Raw genomic sequence first — 23,892 nt, forward strand, 5'->3', positions numbered from 1 at the left:
ATGCTGGCGACAGCAGACCAACCAGCTGGTTAGCGGCGGGCCTGTTGCGCGCAATCGGTTTCCTCCGACTCGAGATTATTGCCCGCCCTGCCCGTGCGTGTCGTATGTTGCTTGCCGATTTGAGTTTTTCCAATCCTACGGTTGCCCGGCAGCCGTTTTATAGCCGTCACACATTTTTCCTTTTTTTCTATTTCCCACTTTTCCCCAACTTTCATGTTCACATCCCTACAAACCCGGCTGAAACGCGCCGGCCGGTGGCTGCCGGTAGCCTTGCTGCCCCTGCTACCCTTCGCGGCACAAGCCCAATTCAACTACCTGCCCAGCAATACGGTAAACGCGGCGGGCACTTACTCGGACCTTGGCACTACAGGCACGGCCATTGCCACGGCCAACACGGACGACGATAATTCGGCGGCGCAGGCCATTGGGTTCAGCTTTAGCTTCAACGGCGCCGCCTTCACTCAGTTCGTATTGAATACGAACGGGTTTATCCGCCTGGGCAGTGTGGCGCCTTCGGCGGCGGCCGACTTCCCGGCTTATGCCCAGGCCCCCGACACCGGCCCCATTTCCGGCACCAACGCGGCCGATGTGAACCTGATTGCCCCCTTCAACCTGGACCTGGGCCCCGGCACGGCCGGCGGCACCGAGTACCGCGTGGTAACCACCGGCACCGCGCCAAACCGGGTGTGCACCATTCAGTGGAAAAACGTGGCCGACAAGCCCCAGGCGGCATCTTCCACCGTGGCTACGTCCATCGCCACCCAGCTGGCCAACTTCTCTTTCCAGGCCAAGCTCTACGAAACCACCAATAACATTGAGTTCGTGTACGGCACCGCTACGGCCGGCACTGGCACGGTCGCGGCCAAGTACGCGGCCGTGGGCATCAAAGGTTCGGCGCCCACAGCATCGGTGCTGGCAACCAAAGGTTCGTCGGATACCTGGTCCGTGGCTGCTTTCTTCGCTGGCCCTTATCTGGGCCCCACGGCCGGCAACGGCCACAACGTTCGCTCGACCTTTTTGCCAGACGCGGGCCGCACCTACCGGTTCATTCCCGGCGCACTCTGCAACGACCCCACGGCATTTGCCATCACCACCACCAACACGTCGATACAGCTCACCTTCACGCCAGGGGCGGGCAACGCGAGCTACAACGTCACCTACACCGCCGGCGGTCCCGTGCAAACCCTGACGCCGGCGCCCACCGCGTCGCCTATTACCATTCCGGGCCTGCTGCCCGGCACTACGTACGTCATCTCGGTGCAAAGCGTGTGCGCGGGCGGTACCTTTGGTGCCGTGCTGAGGGGCGCGGCCACTACCACTGGCACGGGCGCCCCGGCCACCTACGCCACGCTGCCGTATTCGGAGGGTTTTGAAGGCCCGTGGGTGAACGGCCTGGGCACGCGCGACCTGCCCACGGTGAACTGGCGCAACTCGCCGGCCATTGGCGACAACTCGTGGCGCCGCGAAGATGACGGGTTCACGTCATCAAACTGGAGCTATGTGGGGGCCGAAACCTCTGCTGCCCCGCCGTACGTCACTCGTTCGAGCGTGGGCTCGCACTCCGCCCGCTTTCACACCTATGGCTCAGACACCGGCACATCCGGTGCGCTCAACCTGTACGTGAATATGAGCGTGAACAACGCGACCAGTAAAATACTGACCTTCGACTACATCAACCCCACGGGCACCGACAAGCTGGATGTATTCGTGAGCACCGACGGCGGCACCACTTTTGCCGCCTCGCCGGCCCTGACCGCCACCACCAACGCCACGTTCATTACCAAAACCCTGAACCTGAGCAGCATAACCTCGGCCACCACGGTTATCCGGTTCCTGGCCACGTCGGACTTTGGCAACGACGACCTCGGCATCGACAACCTGCAGCTGCGGGTTCTCACCTCCAACCGCAACGAGGCCCTGGCCGCTGCCGTGGGCCTGTACCCCAACCCCGCGCACCAGAGCTTCCAGCTGAGCGTGCCGGCTGGCAGCCTCCACGCGGCTTCGGCCGTGCTCAGCAATGCGCTGGGCCAGGTGGTACTCACGCGCCAGCTGAACCTGCCCGCCGCCGGTGGCACCGCCGATTTCGACGTGAGCCGCCTCGCGGCGGGCGTGTACTCGCTGCAACTGAAATCCGGCAACGACCTGGTCGTGAAGCGCATCGTGGTGGAATAATTCCCCCCCGCTTCTCCCAAAAAAGGGCTGACCGCACGGTCAGCCCTTTTTTCATATTCTGCTTAAGCTATTAATTATTAGCTCACTAACAACTAATAACGAGCAACTAGTATTGGGAGGCGCTTAGCTGATGGGGACCTTGCGCAAAATGGCTTCAATCAAATCCTGGGTGCGGATGCCGTCGGCCTCGGCCTCGTAGGTGAGCAGGATGCGGTGGTTGAGCACGTCGGCGGCTACTTCTTTGATGTCTTCGGGCAGCACATAGTCGCGGCCTTCGAGGTAGGCCACGGCTTTGGAGGCGCGGTGCAGGGCGATGCTGGCCCGCGGGCTGGCCCCAAACTGCACGGCCTGGGCAAACTCGGGCAGGTCGTAGTCGGCCGGGCGGCGGGTGGCGAACACCAGCTCAATCAGGTACTTCTCCAGCGTATCGGAAATCTGCACCTGATTGATTTGCTGGCGAATGCCAAAAATATCGGCCTTGGTGAGGATGGGCTGCACGTCTTCCACGAAGCTGAGGTTGGCCATGCGGCGCATCACCTCCAGCTCGTCGGCCTTCTTGAGGTAATCGACGTGCACCTTCATCATGAAGCGGTCGACCTGGGCCTCGGGCAGCGGGTAGGTGCCTTCCTGCTCCACGGGGTTTTGGGTGGCCAGCACCAGAAAGGGCAGGTCGAGCGGGTAAGTGGTGTCGCCGATGGTCACCTGGCGCTCCTGCATGGCTTCGAGCAGGGCGCTTTGCACCTTGGCCGGCGAGCGGTTGATTTCATCGGCCAGCACGAGGTTGGCGAAAATCGGCCCCTTCTTCACCTCAAACACCGACTGGTTCTGGTTGTAAATCATGGTGCCCACCAGGTCGGAAGGCAGCAGGTCGGGGGTGAACTGCACGCGCTGGAAGTGCAGGTGCAACACCTTTGCCAGGGTGGAGATGGTGAGGGTTTTGGCGAGGCCGGGCACGCCCTCCAGCAGGATGTGCCCGCCGGTGAACAGGCCAATGAGCAAGCGGCTGAGCAGCGGCTGCTGGCCCACCACCACCTTGCCCATCTCGGCAAATACCTGGCGGATGAGGGGGTGGTAGTCGACCGGGGCGGCCGGCGAAACTGGAGCGTCGGAAGCGGGAAGCATAGGCAGGAACAGGCGAAACTAAAGGCGCAAGGTAGGCACAAGGCCGGGGTACGGCGGGCGGGGTAGCCCCGGCCGGCAGCCCCACGGCCCGCCCGCGCTGCCACACCCGGCGCTAGCGGAAACCTGCGACACCGTACGGCGGCGAGTGCGACGGAACGGGCACGAAGGGCAAACGGCCGCAGAATAATACCTTGAAGGCAAGGAAGCCGGGCACAAATTATTTCAGGACTGCGGTTGGCATTTTACAAAAAATATGCTACTTACAGTCTGCAATAGTCCGTTACTCCGATATCGATGGCCCGAAATCGGCTTTGGCGATGTGCTAAGGGTATTTACCGGGAATTCACCCGGTTTGCTCGCCCTTGCGCAGGCGGCTATTCGTTGCCGGCAGGCAGGCCTACATCATTCATTCTTCAATCTGTCTGTGGCATGAAAAGAAAATTACTCACCGGGGGGTTACCCCAGTCACTGATGGCGGCTGAACTTGATGTGCTGCGGCCCGCGGCTCCGGCTGGCGGGTGGCGTGCCCGGGTGGCACTGCTGCTGGTGCTGTGGCTGGCGGGCCTCACGGGGGCCTGGGCCCAAATCACCGTTCCGGCGGGCAACCCAGTCGGCAGCACCTCGCGCAAGCCCTACGGCAATTACTTTGGCTACGAGCGCAGTGCGGCGCTGTACACCGCCAACGAAATCAGCGGGAGCGGCACGATTACCAGCGTGGGCTTTTACCTGGAAGCAGCTTCCGGAGCGGCCGCCACGCCGGCCCGGATATACCTGAAAACGACCACGGCGCCGGACTTCGCGGCGGCTACCACGGTGGCCACCGAGGAGGGTGGCGCCACCCTGGTGTATGATGCCACCATTCCCGCGGCGTCGTTCGGGGCCGCGGGCTGGGTGACGGTCACGCTGGCTACGCCCTTCGCCTACAATGGCACCGACAACCTCGAGGTGGTGGTGGAGGCCAATGGCGGCGGCAGCGGCACGGAAAGCTCCGCTGCCAAAACTTTCCGGTTCACCTCAACCAGCGCAGCTACCCGGTTTGAATCGTGGCAGAATGACGGCTTGGCCCCAACCGGAACCGGCTCGCTTGGCACGTTCCGGCCCAACCTGCAGCTGGCCGGCCTGGTGCCGCTGGCGTGTGCGGCCCCAACGGGCCTGAGCATCAGCAATATTACACCTACCAGCGCCAGCATTGCCTTCACGGCGGGCAATGGCAACACGAGCTACACGGTGACGTACACGCCGGCCGGCGGCGCTGCTACCACCGTTTCGCCCGCGCCTACGGCCCCATTCGTAGTGCTGAGCGGGCTGACGCCCGGCACCACCTATGCCGTATCGGTGGCGGGCAACTGCTCCGGCAGCACCACGTCGGCCGCTGCCAGCACCACCTTCGCCACCCTGGTAGTGCCGCCGGCTTTTGCCGTAACCCGGAGCGCCAGCGCTGCCTACACGTCCATTGCCAGCACGGGCAGCAGCTTCATTTTTTCGGGCACCAGCACCGACGATAATACCAGCGACGCGGTGAGCCTGACCGGCTTCAACTTTAATTACCTCGGCACCGCCGTTACGGGGTTTAAAGCCTGTACCAACGGCTGGCTCACCTTCAATACCGCCGAAACGAGCACGGCCTACAACAACAACCTGGGCAGCGGCAGCATCACGCAGCAGCTGGCCCCGTTCTGGGAAGACCTGGTGTGTCAGGGCAATCCGGGCACGGCGGCGGCGCTGGCTTCGTCCATGAAATACCAGCTCACGGGCCCGGCCGGCAGCCGGGTGCTCACCGTGGAGTGGATTGGCATGGAAACGTTTAACAACCCCGGGCCCAGCCTCAATTTCCAGGTCAGGCTTTACGAGGGCACCAGCACCATCCAGTACGTATACGGCAACATGTCGGGCTTTGACGGCAGCGCCGACTACACGTATTCCTACTCGCTGGGCCTGAACGGCTTGGCGAATGTAGCCATGGGGAATTATCTGGCGCAGCAAGTGGCCAACTCGGCCTATTTCGCCAATACCAACGCGGGCACGCTGGGTTCCGGCGCCAACGGGCTGAATGTCGTGCCCAGCTGCTTCAGCCAGGTACAGTTTGTGCCGGCGGGCTCGTTCTCGTCGGGGCCCGCCCCCGTAGCCACCGCCCCAGCCAACAACGAGCCCGCCAGCGCGCTGGCCCTGGCGGTGGGCTCGGCCGCGCCCACCGATTTCTGCGCCGTGTTCACCTCGGCCAATGCCACGGCCACGCCCGGCATCGCGGCCTGCGCGGCCGCCGCGCCCGGCACGCCCGACGATGACGTGTGGTTCTCGTTCAGCCTGCCCGGCGCGGGCAACACCACCCTGGCCCTGCGCAGCTCGGGCGGCTACGATGGCGTGCTGCAGCTCTTCTCGGGCACGCCCGGCAGCCTTGTGCCCGTGGCCTGCCAAAACGCCACCGGCCCCGGCCTCACGGAAACCTACGCCAACGCCAGCCTGCCGGCCGGCACCTACTACGTGCGGGTGTTTGAAGCCGGCGCCGGGTCGGGCACGAGCGGCACGTTTGTTCTTTCGGTGTTTGCCACGCCTGCCATTCCGGCCAATGACGAGTGCGCCGGGGCCATTGGCCTCACGCCCACCAGCACGTGCGCGCCCACCACGGGCACCACGCTCGGGGCCACGGCCTCGGCGGGCATCACGGCCTGCACCGGCACGGCCGATGATGACGTGTGGTACCGGTTCACGGCCACCGCCACGGCCCAAACCATCACGGTGCAGAGCGCCAGCGGCTTCGACGCCGTGCTGCAGGTTTTCTCGGGCGCTTGCGGCAGTCTGGGGTCTACCAGCTGCGTGAACGGCACTTCTACCGGCGGCCTTGAGACAGTATCCCTCACGGGCCTCACCGTCAGCAGCGTGTACTACGTGCGGGTGTACCACGGCGGCTCCGGCTCCGGCACGGGTAGTTTCACCATCTGCGTGGCTACTTCCTGCGATGCGCCCACGGCCCTGGCGGCCACTACCCCCAGCCCCACCACGGCCCGCCTGAGCTGGGTAGCCGGCGCCGGCGGGGCCACTTTTGCCGTGGAATACGGCCCCACGGGCTTCACGCCCGGCACGGGCACGACCATTGCCGCCGCCACCTCGCCCCAGGTGGTGACGGGCCTGACGGCCAATACGGCGTACCAGTTCTACGTGGTGCAAACCTGCGGCGCGGGCCTGACGGCCCCGGCCGGCCCCGGCGCATTCACCACGCCCATTGCGCCCCCGGCCAACGACCAATGCAGCGGGGCGGTGGCCATCGCCTGCGGGCAAACCCTGGCCGGGACCACGCTCGGGGCCACGATGAGCGGCGACCCAACGGCCACCTGCGGGCCGACCGTCAGCAGCCAGGGCGGCGTGTTTTACGCCTTCACCGGCACCGGCGACGTGGTGACGGCCACCACCTGCGCCGGCCCCACGGCCACCACCGGCGACACCAAGCTCTTCGTCTTCCGCGGCACTTGCACCGCCCTCACCTGCGTCGACGGCAACGACGACACCCTGTTGTGCACCAATGGCTTAGCATCGAGCGTGACATTTACCAGCACGGCGGGCACTCAGTATTACATTTTCGTGCAAGGCTTTAGCTCCGACCTCAACTTTGGCCTGAGCCTGACCTGCGCCGCACCGGTAACCAACCTGGTGGTGAGCACGCCGCAAAACGTGAGCGGTACCTACAACAACGTGACCGTACTGAGTGGCGGCGTGGCTACTTTGGCCGGTGCGCTGACCGTCAATGGCGCCCTAACGGTGCAAAGCGGCGGCGTGCTGGCGCAGAATTGCCAACCCCTGACGGGTCCGGGCAGCTTCGTGCTGCAAGCCGGGGGCGAGCTGCAAATCTGTGAACCGGCCGGCATTGCCGCAACCGGGGCCACGGGGGCCATTCAGGTCACCGGCCCCCGCACCTACGCTGCCGATGCTTCCTATACCTACAACGGCACGGCGGCCCAGCTCACCGGCGCGGGCCTGCCCGCCCAGGTGCGCAACCTGACGGTGAACAACGCCCCCGGCCTCACCCTGAGCCAGGGCGTGAGCATTACGCAAGTCGCCCGCCTGCAAAGCGGCAACCTGGCCACCAGCGGCCAGGGCTTCACCCTGCTTTCCTCGGCCACGGGCACCGCCCTGATTGACAACATTGGTGGCGTGGTCATCGGCACCGGCACCATGCAGCGCGCCGTGACCAATGCCATCACCGGGCCGGCCTACCGCCACTTCAGCGCGCCCGTGGCCAACACCACGCTCGGCGATTTGAGCACAACCGGCTTTGCGCCCACCCTCAACCCGGCTTATAACAGCAGCGCCACGCCCAGTCTTATTACGCCCTTTCCCACGGTGTTTGGCTACGACCAGGCGCGCCTAGCCACGGTCACGTCGAATTACGGAGCGTTTGATAAAGGCTGGTTTTCCCCCGCCGGCGCTACCGATTTGATGCAGCCCACCCGCGGCTATACCGCCAATGCCCCGGCCACGGCCACGCCCATCGATTTCGTGGGCACGTTCAATAACGCTGCCCAGAACTCGGGCGCATTGAATCGGGGCACCGATGCGCAGGCGGGCTGGCAGCTGCTGGGCAACCCCTACCCCAGCCCGCTGGACTGGAGCACCGTGGCCGCCGCCCAGCGCCCGGGCATGGACGGCGCCATGTACGTCTACCAAAGCACCGGCCAATACGCCGGCACCTACCGCAGCTACGACAACGGCATCGGGGCTTCTCCGCTGATTGACGCCGGCTCGGGCTACTTTGCCCGCGTGAGCGCCCCCGGCACCCCCGGCGCCGTGAACCTGACCAACGCCAACCGCGTCACCACCTTCGGTCCCCAGCCCACCTTCGGGCGCGGCGCGGCGGATGCCCGGCCCCAATTGCAGCTGCAGCTGGCCGGCGCGGGCCTGCTCGACGATGCCTTCCTCTACCTGGAAGCCGGCGCCACCGCCGGCCTCGATGCGCCGTACGACGCCACCAAGCTCCCTAACCCCGCCGGCCTGGACCTGGCCTCGCTCAGCGGGACCACGCCGCTGGCCATCAACGGCCTGGCCCCATTGGCCAATACGGATGTGGTCGTGCCGCTCACCCTGCGCGTGCCGCAGGCCGGCAGCTTTAGCCTCGAAGCAGCGAATTTGGCCAATTTTGGCACGGCCACGGTGTACCTGCGCGACGCGCTGACCGGCACCCGGCAAGTGCTGGCGCCGGGGGCCCGCTATGCGTTCACCCTGGCCACGGCCACGGCCGGTACCGGCCGCTTCAGCGTCGTGTTCCGGCCGGCCACCGTCACGGCCACGCATTCGGAGCTGAGCTCTGCTTCGGTTAGCCTGTACCCGAACCCGGCCCACGCCAGCTTCACGCTGTTGCTGCCGCCGCTGGCCGGCCAGCACGAAGTGCGCGCCAGTCTGGTCAACGCCCTGGGCCAGGTAGTGCTCAGCCGCACCATCTCCTTGACGGCGGCCGGCGCCACGGCCGAATTCGCGACCCTAGCGCTGGCAAGTGGAGTATATACGCTTCAGCTACAGACTAATAACCAAGCATTGACCAAACGCGTAGTTGTTGAATAAAAATGTTCGATATAAATCTGGCTGGTTCACTGCCAACTGGATTTATAGCGAATATATTCTTCTACATTTGCCACTGTGCTTTGCCCATAGCTTATTTGTCATCTGCCTCACTTTACCCCAGCTTTCCTGTATGAAACAATTTCTCCTCATTCGTTTGCTGCCTGCTTTAGTCGTACTACTAGCTTTTGGTGAAGCAGCGCTGGCCCAGCCCGGCAGCGGGGGCCCGGCTCCCGGAACCACCCCCACCGATACTCCTCTCGATGGCGGCGTTTCGCTGCTGCTGGCCGGCGGCGTGGCCTACGGCATCAAGCACCTGCGCAACCGCCGCAAGAAAGCCTAATCCCAGCGTTTAACAGACCAAAATGACGGCTCTTCCGCCTGGGAACAGCCGTCATTTTTTTGCAGTTTTGCCCCCTTCCCTTCAGCCGTATGCAAACCTCCACCCCCGTCCATAGCGCTGCCTCTGGCAACCGCCTGTTGTTTCGCTTTCTGCTCGTGGCTGGCATCATGTACCTGGGCTGGTTTTTCGGCTATGAGCAATGGCTGGCCCACGACGGCCGCCTGGACTCCGCCCTGTGCACGCAAATCACCCGGGCCAGTGTGGCGGTGCTGCGGACCGTGGGCTTTGCCGCCACCGTCAGTCCCACCTACGCCTCACTGGTGCTGATGAACGGCCAGCCGTCTGTTATCGTGGGCACGCCCTGCAACGGGCTGGTGCTCTACGCCCTGTTTGGGGGCTTCGTGCTGGCGTTTCCCGGTCCCTGGCAGCGCAAGCTGTGGTTTATTCCACTGGGCATAGCCCTCATCTGGTGCCTGAATGTGGTGCGCGTGGCGGCCCTGGCCATCAACCAGCACTACGCGCACGAATCCCTCGATTTCAACCACCACTACACCTTCCTTTTCGTGGTGTACGGCTTCATTTTTGGCCTCTGGATGCTGTGGGCCCGGCGCCTGGCCCTGCCAGCCTCTCCCCCGCTCCCCCTCCACCCTCCGACCGACGCCCCTGGTGCCTAACGAACTTATTTCCCGCTCAACCCGGCTCACTCAGGCTGGCCGGTGGGCCTTGGTAGGCGGGCTGGTCATCGCGCTGCTACTGGTTGGCGTCTACGACGAGGCCATCATTGCGAGCTTCACTGTCTTGTGGCAAAAAGGACTTGCCGCGGTGGGGCTGCGCCAGCAAGCCGAGGCCCTACAAAAAGGCATCAACGGGGGCATTACCAAGCGCTTGCTGCCCGCCGTGGCCACCTATGCGCTGCTGTACCTGGGCATTTGCCTGCTGCTGCTGCGCGTGTTGCTGCCCGCCCCGGCCCAGTGGCGCCTCGTGCTGCGCCTGTACGCCGGCATCCTGGCCGTGTACGTTGGCATTGCGCTCGTGGGCAAGCTCAGCGGCGACGCTCCCTGGGCCTACCAACTGAGCCGCCAAATCCTGGATTTTGTGGTGAGCCCGCTGCCGGTGGCCGCACTATATGTCCTGTTCCGGGCGGGTTTTGGGCCGCGTTCACCCCGCCCGTAGCGGCGGCATTGTCTCCGCGGCACACGGCCCTTCACCGGGCCCATCGCCTATGGCGGGGCCCTCATGCGCCCGGCCATACTACTTCCTCGTGCAAAAAAGCTGGGGTCCTGCAAAACAAACTCAACGTGGGTATTTATTTATGTGATTTTGTAATTAAAATTGTGAATTAAATAAATACTGAACGTGGTTTTTTTGTGGCTCCGGCCCCAGCGCTCACTGCGGCTTGTTCAATCTTCGTCCGTCCCATTCCAGCCTCTTTTCTTCACTCCGCATGAAGCAGCGCTTACCCTTTGTCCTTTTCATTTTATTAATCCTCAGCCTGCTAGGTGGCTTGCAGGCGGCGTGCGCGACCCACTTGCTGGGGGGCGACATGACGTACCTCTCGCTGGGCAACAACCAGTACCGGGTCAAGTTCCGCCTCTACCGCGACTGCACCGGCATCACGCCCAGCGGCTTCATCCTTTCCTGCAACACCAACGGCTGCAACGGTACGGCCACCGTTACGGCCCTCTTCGTGCAGCAAGGCGGGGTAGAAGCGGGCAATCCGTTCTGCGCGGCCGTGTCCTCGGGCCCGTGCCTGGGCCCGACGGGCCTGCCCAACTACGACGTGTACAACTACCTGGCCACCGTCACGCTGCCCCCCGGGCAGTGGACGCTGAGCACCGACCAGGGCGCGCGCCCCTCGCTGGCCAACATCGTGGCCGGCAACCTCTACGTGCAGGCCACGCTCGACAACCGCAACTCGGCCACCGGCGCGGCCGTGGCCAACAACTCGCCCCAGTTCGACGTGCAGGACATTCCGATTCAGTACGTGTGCTGGCGCCAGCCCACCACCATCACCTACTCGGCCACTGAGGCGGACGGCGACTCGCTGGTGTATTCGCTGACGGCCCCGCTGGAGGCCTGCGGCACTCCCGTTACTTACAACGCGAACAATGGCCTGACCGTCGGCGATGTTGTCCTATCATCGAGTCCACTTTGTCTGTTTCGTCCCCCCAGCCTCCCCGGAAACTTTACGCCAACTATGCCCATTCCCGTGAGCCTGGACACGCTTGGCAATTGCCCAATTAAAACGGGCATACCCCGTTTCGTATTCAACCAGCAGGCCCGCACCATCTCACTTACGCCGAGTGTGTATGTTCCCAATTCGCCGACGAATCTGGGCCTGAACAAGTACCAAATCGCGGTACTGATTACCGAATACCGCCGCATCAACGGCGTACGCCGCGTCATCGGCACCGTGCGCCGCGAGGCCAACCTGATTGTAACGGATTGCGGCGGTAACACCGTCCCCAATCCAGTGACCGCCACCCCCCAAACCCCTAATGCCAACACCCTGACCGTAAACAACATCGACACCACTCAACTCAGCGTGGTTTCGTGCAGCTACTCCCGCGTCCGGCTCAGCTTCACCGACCCCGACAACCTGCGCCTCCCCAGTGCCCACCAGCTGCTCACCGTCACGCTGCCCACCGATATCAACACCAACCCGAACCTGCTGGACTCCGGCGACATCGGCAGCTTTACCCTGGCGGGCAACGGCACCGAAAACCCCGTGGGCACCTTCTTCTTCCAGCCATCAGCGTCCACCGTGGGGCGCACCATTCGCCTTAATATTCGGGTCGAAGACAACGCCTGCCCCATCAAAGGCGTGCAAAACCGCGTCGTCCTCATCAAAATCCGGCGGGGCAATTTCGCGGTGGCCCTCGCCACCACGGGCGGCGGAGCCAGTCCCGCCATCTGCACGGGCAGCGGCTCCCTCACGATACGCGGCAGCGTGCTGCGGCCCGACTCGGTGCGCCGCTTCGCTCAAAACACCACGCTCCTCCAGACCTATGCCTACCAGTGGATGCTGGTGAGCGGCAACGGCTTCAACACCGCCACGGCAACCCAGCAGAACATCACCGTAACTCCCACCGTCACCAGCCGCTACCGCCTGCAAATCAACCCTATCAGCGGCTTTGGCCCCGGCTGCGGCGATACCACCTCCATCGTGGTGCGTGTGCTGCCCCCCGTGGCCACGCCCACCGTCACCCGCAACGGCAATACGCTTATCAGCAGCGCCACCACGGGCAACCAGTGGTTCCGCGATGGCCAGGCCATTGCCGGGGCCACGGGCCAGACCTTCACTCCTACCCTCAACGGGGCGTATACCGTTACCGTCGCGGCGGCAGGGTCAGCCGGTTGCACGTCGGCGCCATCAGCGCCCTTAGCGGCGCTGGCTACGCAGCACGCCCTGCCCGGCACCAGCCTGAGCGTAGTGCCCAACCCCACGCCTAACGGCCGCTTCAGCGTCATCCTGACCGGCTACAGCCAGCCCGTCGAGTTGACGGTGCTCGATGCGCTGGGCCGCACCGTAGCCCATGCTTCCGTTGCCACTCCCAACCCCCAAAGCACCAGCCACGCCCTGGACCTGACCAGCCTGAGCACCGGCCTGTATGTGCTGCAAGTGCGCACCGCCAATAGCCTGGAAACGCGCCGCGTGGTGCGGGAGTAAAAGCCGCGTATTTAAAGAAAAAGGCCCGATGCAAGCTGCATCGGGCCTTTTTGCATTGTACCGGAGACGGGAGTACCTGAGGTGGTCCATTTAGGCCGGACAGTTTAGGGCAGTGGTTTGAAGAAGGTGTTGATGAGTGGGATACGGAGTCTGGTAGCCAATACTGGAGTGTAGTCGGTCGTGGTTGTAGTAATCAAAATAGTCGGCAACGGTAGCTTGCGCGTCGGCCAGGTTGGCAAAAACGGGCCACTCCCGGAGTTTGAGCACCTCCGTTTTGAGGCGGAACCAGCGGCTTTCGGCCTGGGCGTTGTCGTAGCACTCGCCCCGTCGGCTCTGCGAGCGTACCGCTCCATGTTGGTGCAACAGGGGGCGGTATGCCTTGCCGCAGTACTGGCCGCCGCGGTCGGAGTGCACGATGAGGTGCGGGGTGGTCCAGCAGGCAGTTGGGGGCGCAGCGCAGCCCGTGGGTGGAATCGGTCGTGCGCGGGGCGAAAGCCCAGGGTTGCAGCACGCGCAAGCCCCGCCTGCGCCTAGCCGTGCGCAGGCGCTGCCGGCCCACCCGGTGCCCGTTCCGGCGCAAGGCGACTTGCAGCCGGCGGGTGCCGTAGCAGCGTTTGTAGCAGCTCATTGGTCCGGCGTCTGCGAAAAAATGGCGATGGCTTTCTTAACATCTCCAATTCCTGCGCCTGCCGCCGGGCCAAGGCAGTTCGGCGGCCGTGGCCGGGTCCAGAGCGGCTCCCAATGCGGCCACCACCGGCGCTTGGGCAGCTTTCTGCCACTGGCAGAGGCGTTTCGGATCCAGGTTCAGTGCCCGCGTTGCGGCTTGGGTCAAACGGCTTTGCTCGGCCAGGCGCAAGGCTTCGGCGCGGAAGGCCACATCGTCCTTGCGGCGTTTGTCAGGTTTTGGCGTGTCTTTCATGACAGAGGAAAGCTTCTGCCCGGTTCTGTCCAGATTTAGTCGACCACCTCAGATGGTTGGGGTCGACTTGGTGACTCATTTGGGCAATGTCGTTCACGGCGTCCCACACCTTGGGGTTCTTGTACGCCAGGTTCAGCTCGTTGCCGCTGCCCCAGAGCAGTACGGCCGGGTCGTCTTTGTATTTGAGCACCTCGGCCTTGATTTTCTGGAGCTGCGCCGCCACGGCCTGCGGGTCTTCGCAGTTGAAGCCGTGGCGCTCGCGGGCCACATCCAGGCCCATCATCACGGTCAGGTGGTTGGCGTGGGCGGCAGTCAGCACCTTTGGCGCATCGGCGGTGCCCCAGGTGCGGATGGAGTTGCCGCCGTAGGCGGCATGCGCTCGGGGTACTTGCTGCCCCGGCCCCCCGCACGAAGTAGGGTTTGCCGGCCCGCAGCAGCTGGTAGCGACCGTTGACCTGGCGCACTTCCACCTTCACGGCCTGCGGGGGTGCCGGGCGGGTAGCTGCTAAGGGGAATGCGGCCAGGATAATCAGGGCCGACAGCCTGGCTAAGGCAGCACGTTTTTTCATTGGAGAGAGATAGTACGTGCTGCAGGAAGACTCAATTAGTAGAGCCGTTTGACCTGGATGCCGTTCAGCACGGCTTCGCCAACCGTGGGGTTGAAGTCGACGCGAATGCCTTGCCCGCCGCTGGCCGACACCGGAAATTTAAAGCTGGTGGCTTGCAGGGGCGGCAGTTCCGTGGCCGTGCCCAGACCGGTAAGGGCGGCCTGGCCGTTGAGCCGCACGTCGAACGAGCGACCGGTCCGGCTGATGGGGGCGGCCGGGCCCGTGGGCTTTTCCAGGTTGTAAATGAGCTGCTCGGCGGTGGGTACGCTTTCCAGCTCGGCAAAGTGCAGCGTCACCTCGTACTGCCCATCGGGCACGTCGAGGCGGAACTGCGAGAGGCCCACCCGCTGGGTTTCGTAGATGGCGTCGTATTCGGTACCGAGAATGTTGCGGCCCGAACCATAGGGCAGGCTGCCGGGTTGCACCAGCACGCGGCCGCCCACGTAGCCCCAGCCGCCGGGCCGGTACGCCTGCTCCGGCACCCACACCTGGTTCAGCGGGGCATCGGTGAACGTGCGCTCGTCGCCCAGGCTCACGTTCAGCTCGCGGAAGGGCAGCTTTTCAGAGGTCAGGTTGGCGGGCAGCAGCTGGAAGGTGATGGTGGCCTCGTCATGCACCGCCTGGCCGGGGGCCTGGGCCACCAGCAGGTTCTCGCCATCCCCAAAAGGCACCCGGAAGCGGGCAATGCCGAACTCGGCCGGGCGGCTGCCCAGGTCGCGGCCGTTCAGGCTCAGGCGCACGCTGGGCTGGTTGGTGTACACCTCCACGGGCTGCGGGCAGAACAGCGAATCGGGCCCGGCGGCGGGGCCGCTGCGCAGCGTCCAGGCCCGCGAGCCGATTTTCACCACCGGCGTTTTGAGCAGATGGGCCTGGTAAAACAAGTAGGTGTCCTTGGGCTGGCGGTCGGTGGTGAGCAGGCTTTTGGTGTTGACGTGCGGGTTGGCTTCCTGCCGGCCCTCGGAGTTGAAATCGGCCAGGTTCCAGGCCGTGGTGCCCACCACGTAGGGGCGGGCCAGGAATTCCTTCAGGTAGTACTGGTGGTAGCGGTTGGCGTACTCCTGGGTTTTGTCGAAGCGCCGGGGCGCGAAGGAATGCAGGCGCGGGTCGGCGTCGGCCCCGTATTCGGTCACGAGCAGCGGCACGGTGGGCAGCACCTCGTGGTGGCGGTCGAGAATTTTGTTCAGGTCCTCCAGCTTGGTGTTGTTGCCGTACCAGCCGGCGTAGATGTTCCAGCCCACCAGCTGCGAGATGGTGGTGAGGCCGGCGCGATGATACAGGTCGAACACGCCGTTATTCACTATCATGGTGTAGCGGGCCGGGTCTTCGCGCCGGGTCAGGGCGTCGAGCTGCCGGGCCAGGTCGGCCACCCGGCCGAGGTAGGTCTGCCGCTGGGCGTCGTCCTGGCGGGTATTCTCCGGCATGCGCAGCAGCACCTCGTTCATGTAGGCCCAGATGATGATGCTGGGGTGGTTGAAGTTCTGCCGAATCATCTCAGTCTGCATGGTTGCGCAGGTCTGGAAGAACTCCGGCGAGTCGGTAATCTCGTTCACGATGGGAATTTCCATCGAGGCCAGCAGGCCCAGCCGGTCGCAGGCCGCGAGCAGGGCCGGGTCTTGCGGGTAGTGCGAGATGCGCAGGAAATTGCCGCCCATCGCCTTCAGCAGCCGAATGTCGCGCTCGTGCAGGGCATCGGGCAGCGCATTGCCCAGGCCCGGAAAATCCTGGTGCCGGTTGGTGCCCACGAGCTTCAGCGGCTGGCCGTTCAGGAAAAAGCCTTCGGCGGCATCGAAGCGGTACCAGCGCAGCCCCAATGGGCTCGAAACTTCATCGAGCGGCTGGCCTTTTTCCTCAATGGAAGTCACCACCCGGTACAGATACGGGTCGTCGGGCGACCACAGGTGCGGCTGGCTCAGCTGGCCGAAGGCCAGCCGAAACGGCTGCTTCTGGCCCGCCTTTAGCCTAACCGGGCTCCGCTGCTGGCCCACGGTCCGGCCCTGGTGGTCGAGCAGGCGCGTGCGTATGACCACATTGCGCGGCGCGGCGGTTTCGTTGGCCAGCGTGCCGCTTACCACCACCTGCGCCGCCTGGGCCGACACGCTTGGGGTGGTAATGAAGGTACCGCTGGAGGCGTGGTTATCGAGGTCGAAATGTACGGGGTTGGCCGCCAGCAGGTACACGTCGCGGTAAATGCCGCCGTAAAACGTAAAGTCCGCCGAAAGCGGCGGAATGGCCGGGTTATGGCTATTGTCCACCTTTACCAGCACCTCGTTGGCCGCCGGCTTATCGGCACTGAATTTCAGTAATTTATCGACTGGGAAGCGAAACGCCGTGTAGCCGCCCGCGTGCCGGCCGGCCAGCTGCCCATTTACATACACATCGGTTTCCTGGTTGGCGCCCTCGAAGTGCAGGTACACGCTTTGGCCCCGCCAGGCGGCGGGCACGAAAATGGTTTTGCGATACCAGCCCACGCCGCGGTAGTAGCCGGGCTGGTCGTCGAGCACATCGGTGGTGTTCCAGGTATGGGGCAGGGATACTTTCTCCCAGCCGTCGGCCGGGGGAGGGGTTTTGGCAAAGTCCTGGCCATCGCCCTTGCGAAACTGCCAGTTGGTATTGATGGACTCGAGTACCCGCGTTTGGGCCAGTGTGGGCAGGGCCAAACGCGTTATCAGCGCGAGTAGCAAGGCGAAACGTGTGAGCATTTGATTTTTAGAAGGAAGGCTGTTTCGTCATTTGGAAAAATCACTCGGAACCGGCTGGGAAGCTCCCGGAACCGTCATGCTCATCTCGCGTCCGCGCAGCCGAAGCATCACTACCGCTTCGTATGAGCCGTTGAAACGAAGCGGTAGAGATGCTTCGGCTGCGCGGACCCGAGATGAGCATGACGGTTTTTCTGAGTACGCTGTATTTTCCGCAGTGTGTAGGCTTGGCTTATTGTATCTGGACGGAGGCCTTCAGCTTGACCAGCGCCGACGACGAGCCCACCAGGATGTCAAAAGTGCCGGGGTCGTACCCAAAAGCGTTTTTGTCGGTTTTGAAATAGGAAAAGGCGGCCGCGTCCAGCGGCACGGTCACGGTGCGCGACTCGCCTTTTTTCAGGAAGACTTTCGCGAAGCCTTTCAACTCCTTTACCGGCCGGGGCACGGGGCTGCTGGCCTGATGCACGTACACCTGGGCCACTTCGGCCCCATCGGCCGGGCCCGTGTTGGTGAGGGTGAAGCTGACCGTGGCGGCCCCCTTACCCGTGCGCTGAACCTTCAGATTGGAATACCCGAACGTGGTGTACGACAGGCCAAAGCCGAAGGGAAACAGCGGCTTCACCGGGCTCTGGTCGAAGTAGCGGTAGCCCACGGCGAGGCCCTCTTTGTAGGCTACGCGCTTGTCGCCATCCGCGTCGTAGTAGTTGCTGAAGGTGGGGTTGTCGGCCCATTGGCGCTCGAAGCTGGCCGGCAGCTTGCCGCTGGGGTTCACCTTGCCCAGCAGGATTTCGGCCAGGGCCGTGCCGCCTTCCTGTCCCGGGTACCAGGCGTGCACCAGACCCTTTACGGCGGGCAGCCAAGTGGCCATGTCCACGTTACCCCCGGCGTTAAGTACCACCACGGTGTTGGGATTGGCCCTGGCCACGGCGCTGATGAGGGCGGCCTGGTGCTCGGGCAGGGCGAAAGTCCGGTCCGAGCCCTCCCCTTCCGACGTGTTGTCGAAACCCACCGCCACCACGGCCACCTGCGCCGCGGCAGCCGCCCGGGTGGCCTCGCTGAAGTCCAGCATTTCCACGTAGCAGGCCAGCGTTACCTGGGCCCCGCCGCCGTTTTCGTAGTATTCCAGCTTCACGGCGTGTTCCTGGCCGGCCTCCAGCGGCAAGGCTACGCTGCGCAGGGTGGGCCCCTGGTCGTGCCAGTTATCAATAACCAGCTTGTCGTCCACAAAGAGGCGGGTGCCATCGTCGCTTTTCACCGCGAACTTGTAGAGGCCCGCTTTGGCGGGGCGCACCACCCCGGTGTACCGGGCCGAGAAATGGTCAGCCGGCAGGCCCGCCACGTCCGGCGCGGCCGGCCACACGTGGTTGATAACGACCTCGGTGCGTGTAGCAGCCGGGGAGCCTTCCATGGTTTGGTTAGCGAAGTACTCGGCTTTGAGCCCGGCCACCGACAAGCCGGGAGCGGTGTAAAACGGAGCCTTTTCGGCCAGCTCTTCCAACGGCGGCGTGGTCCCCGCCGCGTAGCTCACCCGCACGCCTGGTGCCAGCGCCTGCAGGCCCTGGAGCAGCGACACCGAGTGAAACGGCGGCACCAGGGAGCTGCCGCCCCCGGCCGCGTAGGCCTTGGCATTGGGTCCGATGAGCGCCACGGATTTCACGGAGCCGGCGAGCGGCAGGATATGCTGCTCGTTCTTCAACAGCACGATGCCCCCCCGCGCCAGATTCAGCGCCACGGCCGCCGTGGCGGGGTTGTCGGCCGGAATGGTGCGGGCCAACTGCGGCTTGTCGTAGAAGCCGAACCGGAAAATGATGCGCAAAATGCGGCGCACTTTGTCGTTGATGACGCCCTCCGACAGCGTGCCGGCTTGCAGGGCGGGCAGCAGGGTCGCGCTGTTCATGAAGGCCGCGGAGGGCATTTCCAGGTCGAGGCCGGCTTTGGCGGCGGCCACGCCGTCGTAGGTGGCCACCCAGTCCGACATCAGGATGCCGTCGAAGCCCCACTGGCCTTTCAGGATGTCGCGGTTGAGGTGGTTGTTCTGGGTGGCGTGCTCGCCATTCACCAGGTTGTAGCTGTTCATCACGGCCCCGACGTGGCCCTGCTGCACAGCCGCCCGGAAGGCGGGCAGGTAGATTTCCTGCAAGGTGCGCTCGTCGATGTCGGAGCTGACGTGGTTGCGGTCCCACTCCTGGTTGTTGCCGGCGAAGTGCTTCACGGTCGCCACCACGCCCTGGCCCTGCACGCCCTTGATGTAGCTGACGGCCAGCTGCCCCGCCAGGTAGGGGTCCTCGCCCAGGTACTCGAAGTTGCGGCCATTCATTGGTGCCCGGGAGATGTTCACGCCCGGCCCCAGCAGCACGTGCACCCCGCGGGCCCGGGCATCCTGCCCCAGGGCGCGGCCCAGGGCATGGGCGGCGGCCGTGTCCCAGGACGCGGCCGTGAGAACGGAGGCCGGGTAGGCCGTGGATTTGCCTTCCCCACGCAAGCCCACCGGCCCGTCGCTGAGCAGAATCTCCGGCAGCCCCAGCCGCTCGATGCCGCGAACGGAAAAATATTTATAGCCGCCAATGTAGTCGAGCTTTTCGGCCAGCGTCATGTCGGCCAGCAGGGTCGACACCCGTTCTTCGACCGGTGCTTTAGGGTTTTTATATACTTGGGCAGCCGCGGGCATAGCGCCCAAAAGCCCGGCCGCAACGGCCAGCCAACGACCTATTCGGCCGGGTAATAGGAATTGCATGGAGAGGGAATTAGGTGCCCGTGAGGCAGCAGGAGCCTGATTGCTTGAGCAGCAACCGCTGGTCATCAGGTTTTTGGGCCGGAGGCGGCTTGCTTACCGGCAGTAGGCTACCGGTGAGTCGGCGGCAAGTTTAGGGCAATTTATCGGTAAAACCTGAAGGCGAAGGCCAATTTATTTACGCAAACGTTTTCAGGGGCTATTCTAACTTCAACAGACTGACAACCATAGCTATACGGCATAATTTTTAAATTAATCAACTGTTTTACAGAGCTTTTCCTGGTTATCCAAATAATATTCGGGCTTTTGATGAGTACAAAAACGCAGGTCGGCCATGGTAGAACCGAATGGCCACACTCTACCCCCTGGCCCGACTTTCTGAATCACTCGGCAGATGACATTGCATTTGCCATTCATGCTTTCGATTCGCGCGAAGATTTGCTGCTGCCCAAAATCCCCACCGCAATCACTTCAGGTAGGCGCTGAAGCCGGTTGCTAAACCCCCACCGCTTATGATAATGGCTACCCATGCTCCCCGGAAAGCTCCGCTAAACGCCGGTATTTGCTACGTGGTCCTGGCCCTGTTGCTGGCAATAGCCAGCGCCGCCCAGGCCCAGACCGCAGCCAAAAGTGCCAAGCGGGGCATGGCCTACGGCTACAATTCCGCCGCCGATTTGCAGGTGCTGGCCCCCGGCCTGAGCTGGTGGTACAACTGGTCGTCCATCCCTGACGCCGGGGCGGCCAGCGTGTACCCCGGCCTGAACGTGGAGTACGCCCCCATGCAATGGAACGGCAGCCTGAACGGCACCACCGTGACCACGGCCGCCCTGGCCGGCCGCATTCCCGTCGGCGCGCAGGCGTTGCTGGGGTTCAATGAGCCCAACTTCACCAGCCAGGCCAATATGACGCCGAGCCAGGCCGCCGCCCTGTGGCCGGTGCTCGAAGCCGTGGCCCAGCAAAAAAACCTGCTGCTCATCTCGCCCGCCCTGAATTATTGCGGCAGCTGCGTGGTGGAAAACGGGGTGACCATGAATTCACCGGTGAAGTGGCTCGACGCCTTTTTTGCGGCCTACCCCGCCGCCCGGGTCGACGCCATTGCCGTGCACACCTACGTGTGCCAGGAGAAATACCTGCGCGATAAAATCAACGAGCTGCGCAAATACAACAAGCCCATCTGGCTCACCGAGTTTGCCTGCGGCGACTTCACGCCCAGCAGCGGCATCACGCTGGCCATGCAGCAGAAATACATGCTGGACGCGGTAAACTACCTGGAAAAAGACCCCATCATTGGTCGCTACGCTTGGTTTTCGGGCCGCAACGGCCAGATTCCGAATATCAACCTGTTGGCCCCTGCTTCCGGCCAGCTCACGGCCCTGGGCCAGCAATACGTGGCCGCGCCCGTGGGCTGGGAAGCGGGCAAGCTGGTGCCGGTTTCGGCCAGCGCCACCTCGCAGGAAAGCGCGACGCTGGGCGCGGCCAACGCCGTCGACACCGACATCAACACCCGCTGGAGCAGCGCTTTTGCCGACCCGCAGGCCATTACCCTCGACTATGGCACGAGCAAAACCTTTTCGCGCGTCCTGCTCACCTGGCAGAATTCGTATGCCGTGGATTACAGGGTGGAAGCTTCGGTGAATGGGCTGAGCTGGACCAACCTGATAACGGTGGTGAACAGCGACGGCGGCGTGGACGACCTTACCGGCCTCAGCGGCCAGGGCCGCTACCTGCGCATTACCGGCACGCGGCGCTCCGGCACGTTCGGCTACTCGCTCTGGGAAATGGAAGCCTTTGGCCCTGCCACCACGCTGGCGGCCAAAGCCGCCCAGCCCCAGGACGCCGCCACCATTTTCCCGAACCCGGCCACCGACCAGGCCACCGTGCACTGGCAAGCCACCACGGCGGGCCCCGGCCGCTGGTGCCTGACCACCGCTACCGGCCAGGTGGTGCGCACCGAAGCCCTGACCGAAAAGCCGGGTACCAACACCCTCAGCCTGGACCTGCGCCCCTACGCCGCCGGCAGCTACGTGCTGACGGTGGAGGGCGCCGGCCACGCCCAACAGCGCATTAGACTGCTCAAAACCAACTGATTACTTTCTGGCAAAACAAGCGAAGCGGCGCCCACTAACGGGTCGCCGCTTCGCTTGCTTAGTCCCAATCGGTCATTCAACGCCACCCCGCCCGCCCAAAATCGCAACGGCACCAGCCGACATTACCAGATTACCAAATACATTTATCAACTTGCTCGTTCACCCTGCCAACCGGGCCCTCCTTCACTTTAGGCTTTGCGGATAATGCCCTCGTCTGATGCCACCCTTTGGAATCGGTTTCTGGCGGGGGAAGAGCAAGCCTTTGAGGCTATTTTTCAGGCGCATTACCGGGAGCTTTTCGGCTACGGCCTGCGCCTGACCAGCGACGAGGAGCTGACCAAAGACTGCATCCAGAACTTGTTTCAGCGGCTGTGGCACCGCCGGCAGCACCTAAGCGCCGTCGAGGAAATAAAGCCCTACCTCTTCAAGTCGATGCGGCACGAGGTGGCGGCCGAAATAAAGGCGCAGCAGCGCCGCAGCTTGCTGGAAAGCAACTACCCGGTGGAGTTTGAAATCCAGTATTCGCCCGAGGATTTCCTGATTGCGCAGCAGCTCACGGCCGAGCAGCACACGCAGCTGCTGGCCGCGCTGGGGCGCCTGAGCAACCGGCAGCGCGAAGCCATTTACCTGAAGTTTTTCGATGGGTTTGACTATGAGCGGATTTCGGAGATTATGGGACTCAACCAGCAGTCCATCCGCAACCTGGTGCATCAGGGCATCAAGCTGTTGCGGCAAAGCCTCACCCTGCCCATGTTGCTACTCCTGCTGTCGGGACAATTAGCCGCGGCTTTCAAAGGCCTTTTAAATTAACACTTTGATAACCATCGGCTTTTGATATTTTTCAAAAAAAGTTGGCCTGGTAACGAGTACAAAACGGCGGGAGCACCATGGTAGAAGCAAACGGCCGAGGCCTCTACTACCCCGCTCATGGATTTTACCCAGTACTCGGTTGATGATTTTGTTGTTGACGAATCGTTTCAGGCCTTCGTGGCGCTGGCTGATTCCGAAGCAGGCCGTTTCTGGCAGGCGTGGCTGAGCGAGCACCCCGAGAAAAAAGCGGAAGCTGACCAGGCCTTCGTACTGGTCCAGGGGCTGCGCCAGGCCCGTCCCTACCCCCTGGCCGACTACCTGCTCCCCCAGGAACTGCAGCGCCTGCGCCTGGCCCTGAATATCCCCGCAGCCCGGCCCCAATTGCGCGTGCAAAGGCGTCTGCGGGTACTCACGGGGACCTTGGCGGTGCTCCTGTTGCTGGTGGGGTTGGGCTGGTGGCAATTGCATCGTCCCGCCGCGCCAGCCGGGAAAGCCGCACGGTTTGCTACCCGCCACGGCCAGCAGCGCCGGCTCACGCTCCCCGATGGTTCGGTGGTGGTGCTAAACGGTAACTCCACCCTCACGACCGCCGCGCAATGGACCCCTGCCTCGCCCCGCGAGGTGTGGCTGACGGGCGAAGGCTACTTCCAGGTGACGCACCTGGCGCCGCCGGCGGTCATGGATATTGCCGGCGCGCCGGCCAATGTGAAGTTCGTGGTGCACGCCGGGGGGCTGAACGTAGCCGTGCTGGGCACCGAGTTCAACGTGAACAGCCGGCCGGGCAGTACCAAAGTAGTGCTCAGCTCGGGCAAGGTGGCAGTGGAGCGCCAGGCCCTGCTCACCCGCGAGAACCTACTGATGCAGCCCGGCGACCTGGTGGAAACTTCGGCGGTGCAGCCTGGGCTGACGCGCCGGCACGTGCGGCCGGCCCTGTATTCAGACTGGACGCAGGGCCGGCTGAAATTCGACCAAACCCCCATGCGGGACGTCGTGCAGCTGCTGCGCGATTCGTATGGCCTGCAAGTGGAAGTAACGGACCCGGCTATTATGCGTCAGACGGTGGTAGGCCAGGTGCCCACTACTACCCCCGACGTGTTACTGGACGCACTAGCTAAATCATTAGAAATAAAGATTGTACGCAACGGGAGTCACGTACGATTTTTGCCCGCCAGCCGCTAGCGCGGTTT

General features: G+C 63.6%; 15 protein-coding genes. 9 read left to right on the forward strand and 6 right to left on the reverse strand.

Going from position 1 to position 23,892, the window contains the following annotated elements; genetic code table 11:
* The first annotated feature begins 213 nt into the window (after nucleotides 1–213).
* Nucleotides 214–2,172 carry a T9SS type A sorting domain-containing protein gene (locus J4G38_RS17625; protein WP_210519234.1) on the forward strand — a complete coding sequence of 653 codons (1,959 nt, stop codon included), beginning with the start codon at nucleotides 214–216 and terminating at the stop codon, nucleotides 2,170–2,172.
* 123 nt (nucleotides 2,173–2,295) lie between these two features.
* Here J4G38_RS17625 and J4G38_RS17630 read toward each other — a convergent pair whose 3' ends face one another.
* On the reverse strand, nucleotides 2,296–3,294 hold the full coding sequence (locus tag J4G38_RS17630; RefSeq protein ID WP_210519236.1) for an AAA family ATPase: 999 nt from the start codon (nucleotides 3,292–3,294) through the stop codon (nucleotides 2,296–2,298).
* Between the two features lie 471 nt (nucleotides 3,295–3,765).
* On the opposite strand from J4G38_RS17630, the gene J4G38_RS17635 reads away from it, so the two are divergent.
* The 5 genes from J4G38_RS17635 (at nucleotide 3,766) to J4G38_RS17655 (ending at nucleotide 12,854) form a co-directional block, all read left to right on the forward strand.
* Nucleotides 3,766–8,844, forward strand: a complete 5,079-nt coding sequence (locus tag J4G38_RS17635; RefSeq protein WP_210519238.1) for a fibronectin type III domain-containing protein — start codon at nucleotides 3,766–3,768, stop codon at nucleotides 8,842–8,844.
* A 130-nt stretch (nucleotides 8,845–8,974) separates the two neighbouring features.
* Nucleotides 8,975–9,184, forward strand: coding sequence for a PID-CTERM protein-sorting domain-containing protein (locus tag J4G38_RS17640; protein ID WP_226163519.1), 210 nt, complete (start codon nucleotides 8,975–8,977; stop codon nucleotides 9,182–9,184).
* An 89-nt stretch (nucleotides 9,185–9,273) separates the two neighbouring features.
* Nucleotides 9,274–9,858, forward strand: coding sequence for an exosortase X (xrtX, locus tag J4G38_RS17645; protein ID WP_210519240.1), 585 nt, complete (start codon nucleotides 9,274–9,276; stop codon nucleotides 9,856–9,858).
* The gene (locus tag J4G38_RS17650; protein WP_210519241.1) at nucleotides 9,851–10,357 is read left to right on the forward strand and encodes an XrtX-associated membrane protein; all 507 of its coding nucleotides are present in this window, start codon (nucleotides 9,851–9,853) and stop codon (nucleotides 10,355–10,357) included. Before xrtX ends, J4G38_RS17650 begins: the two co-directional genes overlap by 8 nt.
* Nucleotides 10,358–10,628: 271 nt before the next feature.
* Nucleotides 10,629–12,854: a T9SS type A sorting domain-containing protein gene (locus J4G38_RS17655; RefSeq protein ID WP_210519242.1), complete on the forward strand. Its 2,226-nt coding sequence runs from the start codon at nucleotides 10,629–10,631 to the stop codon at nucleotides 12,852–12,854.
* 90 nt (nucleotides 12,855–12,944) lie between these two features.
* On the opposite strand, the gene J4G38_RS17660 is transcribed toward J4G38_RS17655, so the two are convergent.
* From J4G38_RS17660 to J4G38_RS17680, 5 genes are all read right to left on the reverse strand, one after another.
* Nucleotides 12,945–13,268: an integrase core domain-containing protein gene (locus J4G38_RS17660; RefSeq protein WP_210519243.1), complete on the reverse strand. Its 324-nt coding sequence runs from the start codon at nucleotides 13,266–13,268 to the stop codon at nucleotides 12,945–12,947.
* 250 nt (nucleotides 13,269–13,518) lie between these two features.
* Nucleotides 13,519–13,773: a hypothetical protein gene (locus J4G38_RS17665; protein WP_210519244.1), complete on the reverse strand. Its 255-nt coding sequence runs from the start codon at nucleotides 13,771–13,773 to the stop codon at nucleotides 13,519–13,521.
* Nucleotides 13,751–14,092: a glycoside hydrolase family 2 TIM barrel-domain containing protein gene (locus J4G38_RS17670; RefSeq protein WP_210519245.1), complete on the reverse strand. Its 342-nt coding sequence runs from the start codon at nucleotides 14,090–14,092 to the stop codon at nucleotides 13,751–13,753. The genes J4G38_RS17665 and J4G38_RS17670 overlap by 23 nt, the downstream gene beginning before the upstream one ends.
* Nucleotides 14,093–14,377: 285 nt before the next feature.
* Entirely contained in the window at nucleotides 14,378–17,080 is a 2,703-nt protein-coding gene (locus tag J4G38_RS17675; RefSeq protein WP_210519246.1) for a glycoside hydrolase family 2 TIM barrel-domain containing protein, read from the reverse strand.
* Nucleotides 17,081–17,309: 229 nt separating this feature from the next.
* Nucleotides 17,310–19,811: a beta-glucosidase family protein gene (locus J4G38_RS17680; RefSeq protein ID WP_210519247.1), complete on the reverse strand. Its 2,502-nt coding sequence runs from the start codon at nucleotides 19,809–19,811 to the stop codon at nucleotides 17,310–17,312.
* A 509-nt stretch (nucleotides 19,812–20,320) separates the two neighbouring features.
* On the opposite strand from J4G38_RS17680, the gene J4G38_RS17685 reads away from it, so the two are divergent.
* The 3 genes from J4G38_RS17685 (at nucleotide 20,321) to J4G38_RS17695 (ending at nucleotide 23,884) form a co-directional block, all read left to right on the forward strand.
* Nucleotides 20,321–21,895 (forward strand): glycosyl hydrolase, encoded by a 1,575-nt coding sequence (locus J4G38_RS17685; RefSeq protein WP_210519248.1) that lies wholly within the window; start codon nucleotides 20,321–20,323, stop codon nucleotides 21,893–21,895.
* Between the two features lie 204 nt (nucleotides 21,896–22,099).
* Nucleotides 22,100–22,705: an RNA polymerase sigma factor gene (locus tag J4G38_RS17690; protein ID WP_210519249.1), complete on the forward strand. Its 606-nt coding sequence runs from the start codon at nucleotides 22,100–22,102 to the stop codon at nucleotides 22,703–22,705.
* A 117-nt stretch (nucleotides 22,706–22,822) separates the two neighbouring features.
* Nucleotides 22,823–23,884 (forward strand): FecR family protein, encoded by a 1,062-nt coding sequence (locus J4G38_RS17695; RefSeq protein ID WP_210519250.1) that lies wholly within the window; start codon nucleotides 22,823–22,825, stop codon nucleotides 23,882–23,884.
* The last annotated feature ends 8 nt before the right edge of the window (nucleotides 23,885–23,892 follow it).

Origin of the sequence: Hymenobacter terricola (assembly GCF_017921975.2) — a bacterium.
Lineage (GTDB): Bacteria > Bacteroidota > Bacteroidia > Cytophagales > Hymenobacteraceae > Hymenobacter > Hymenobacter terricola.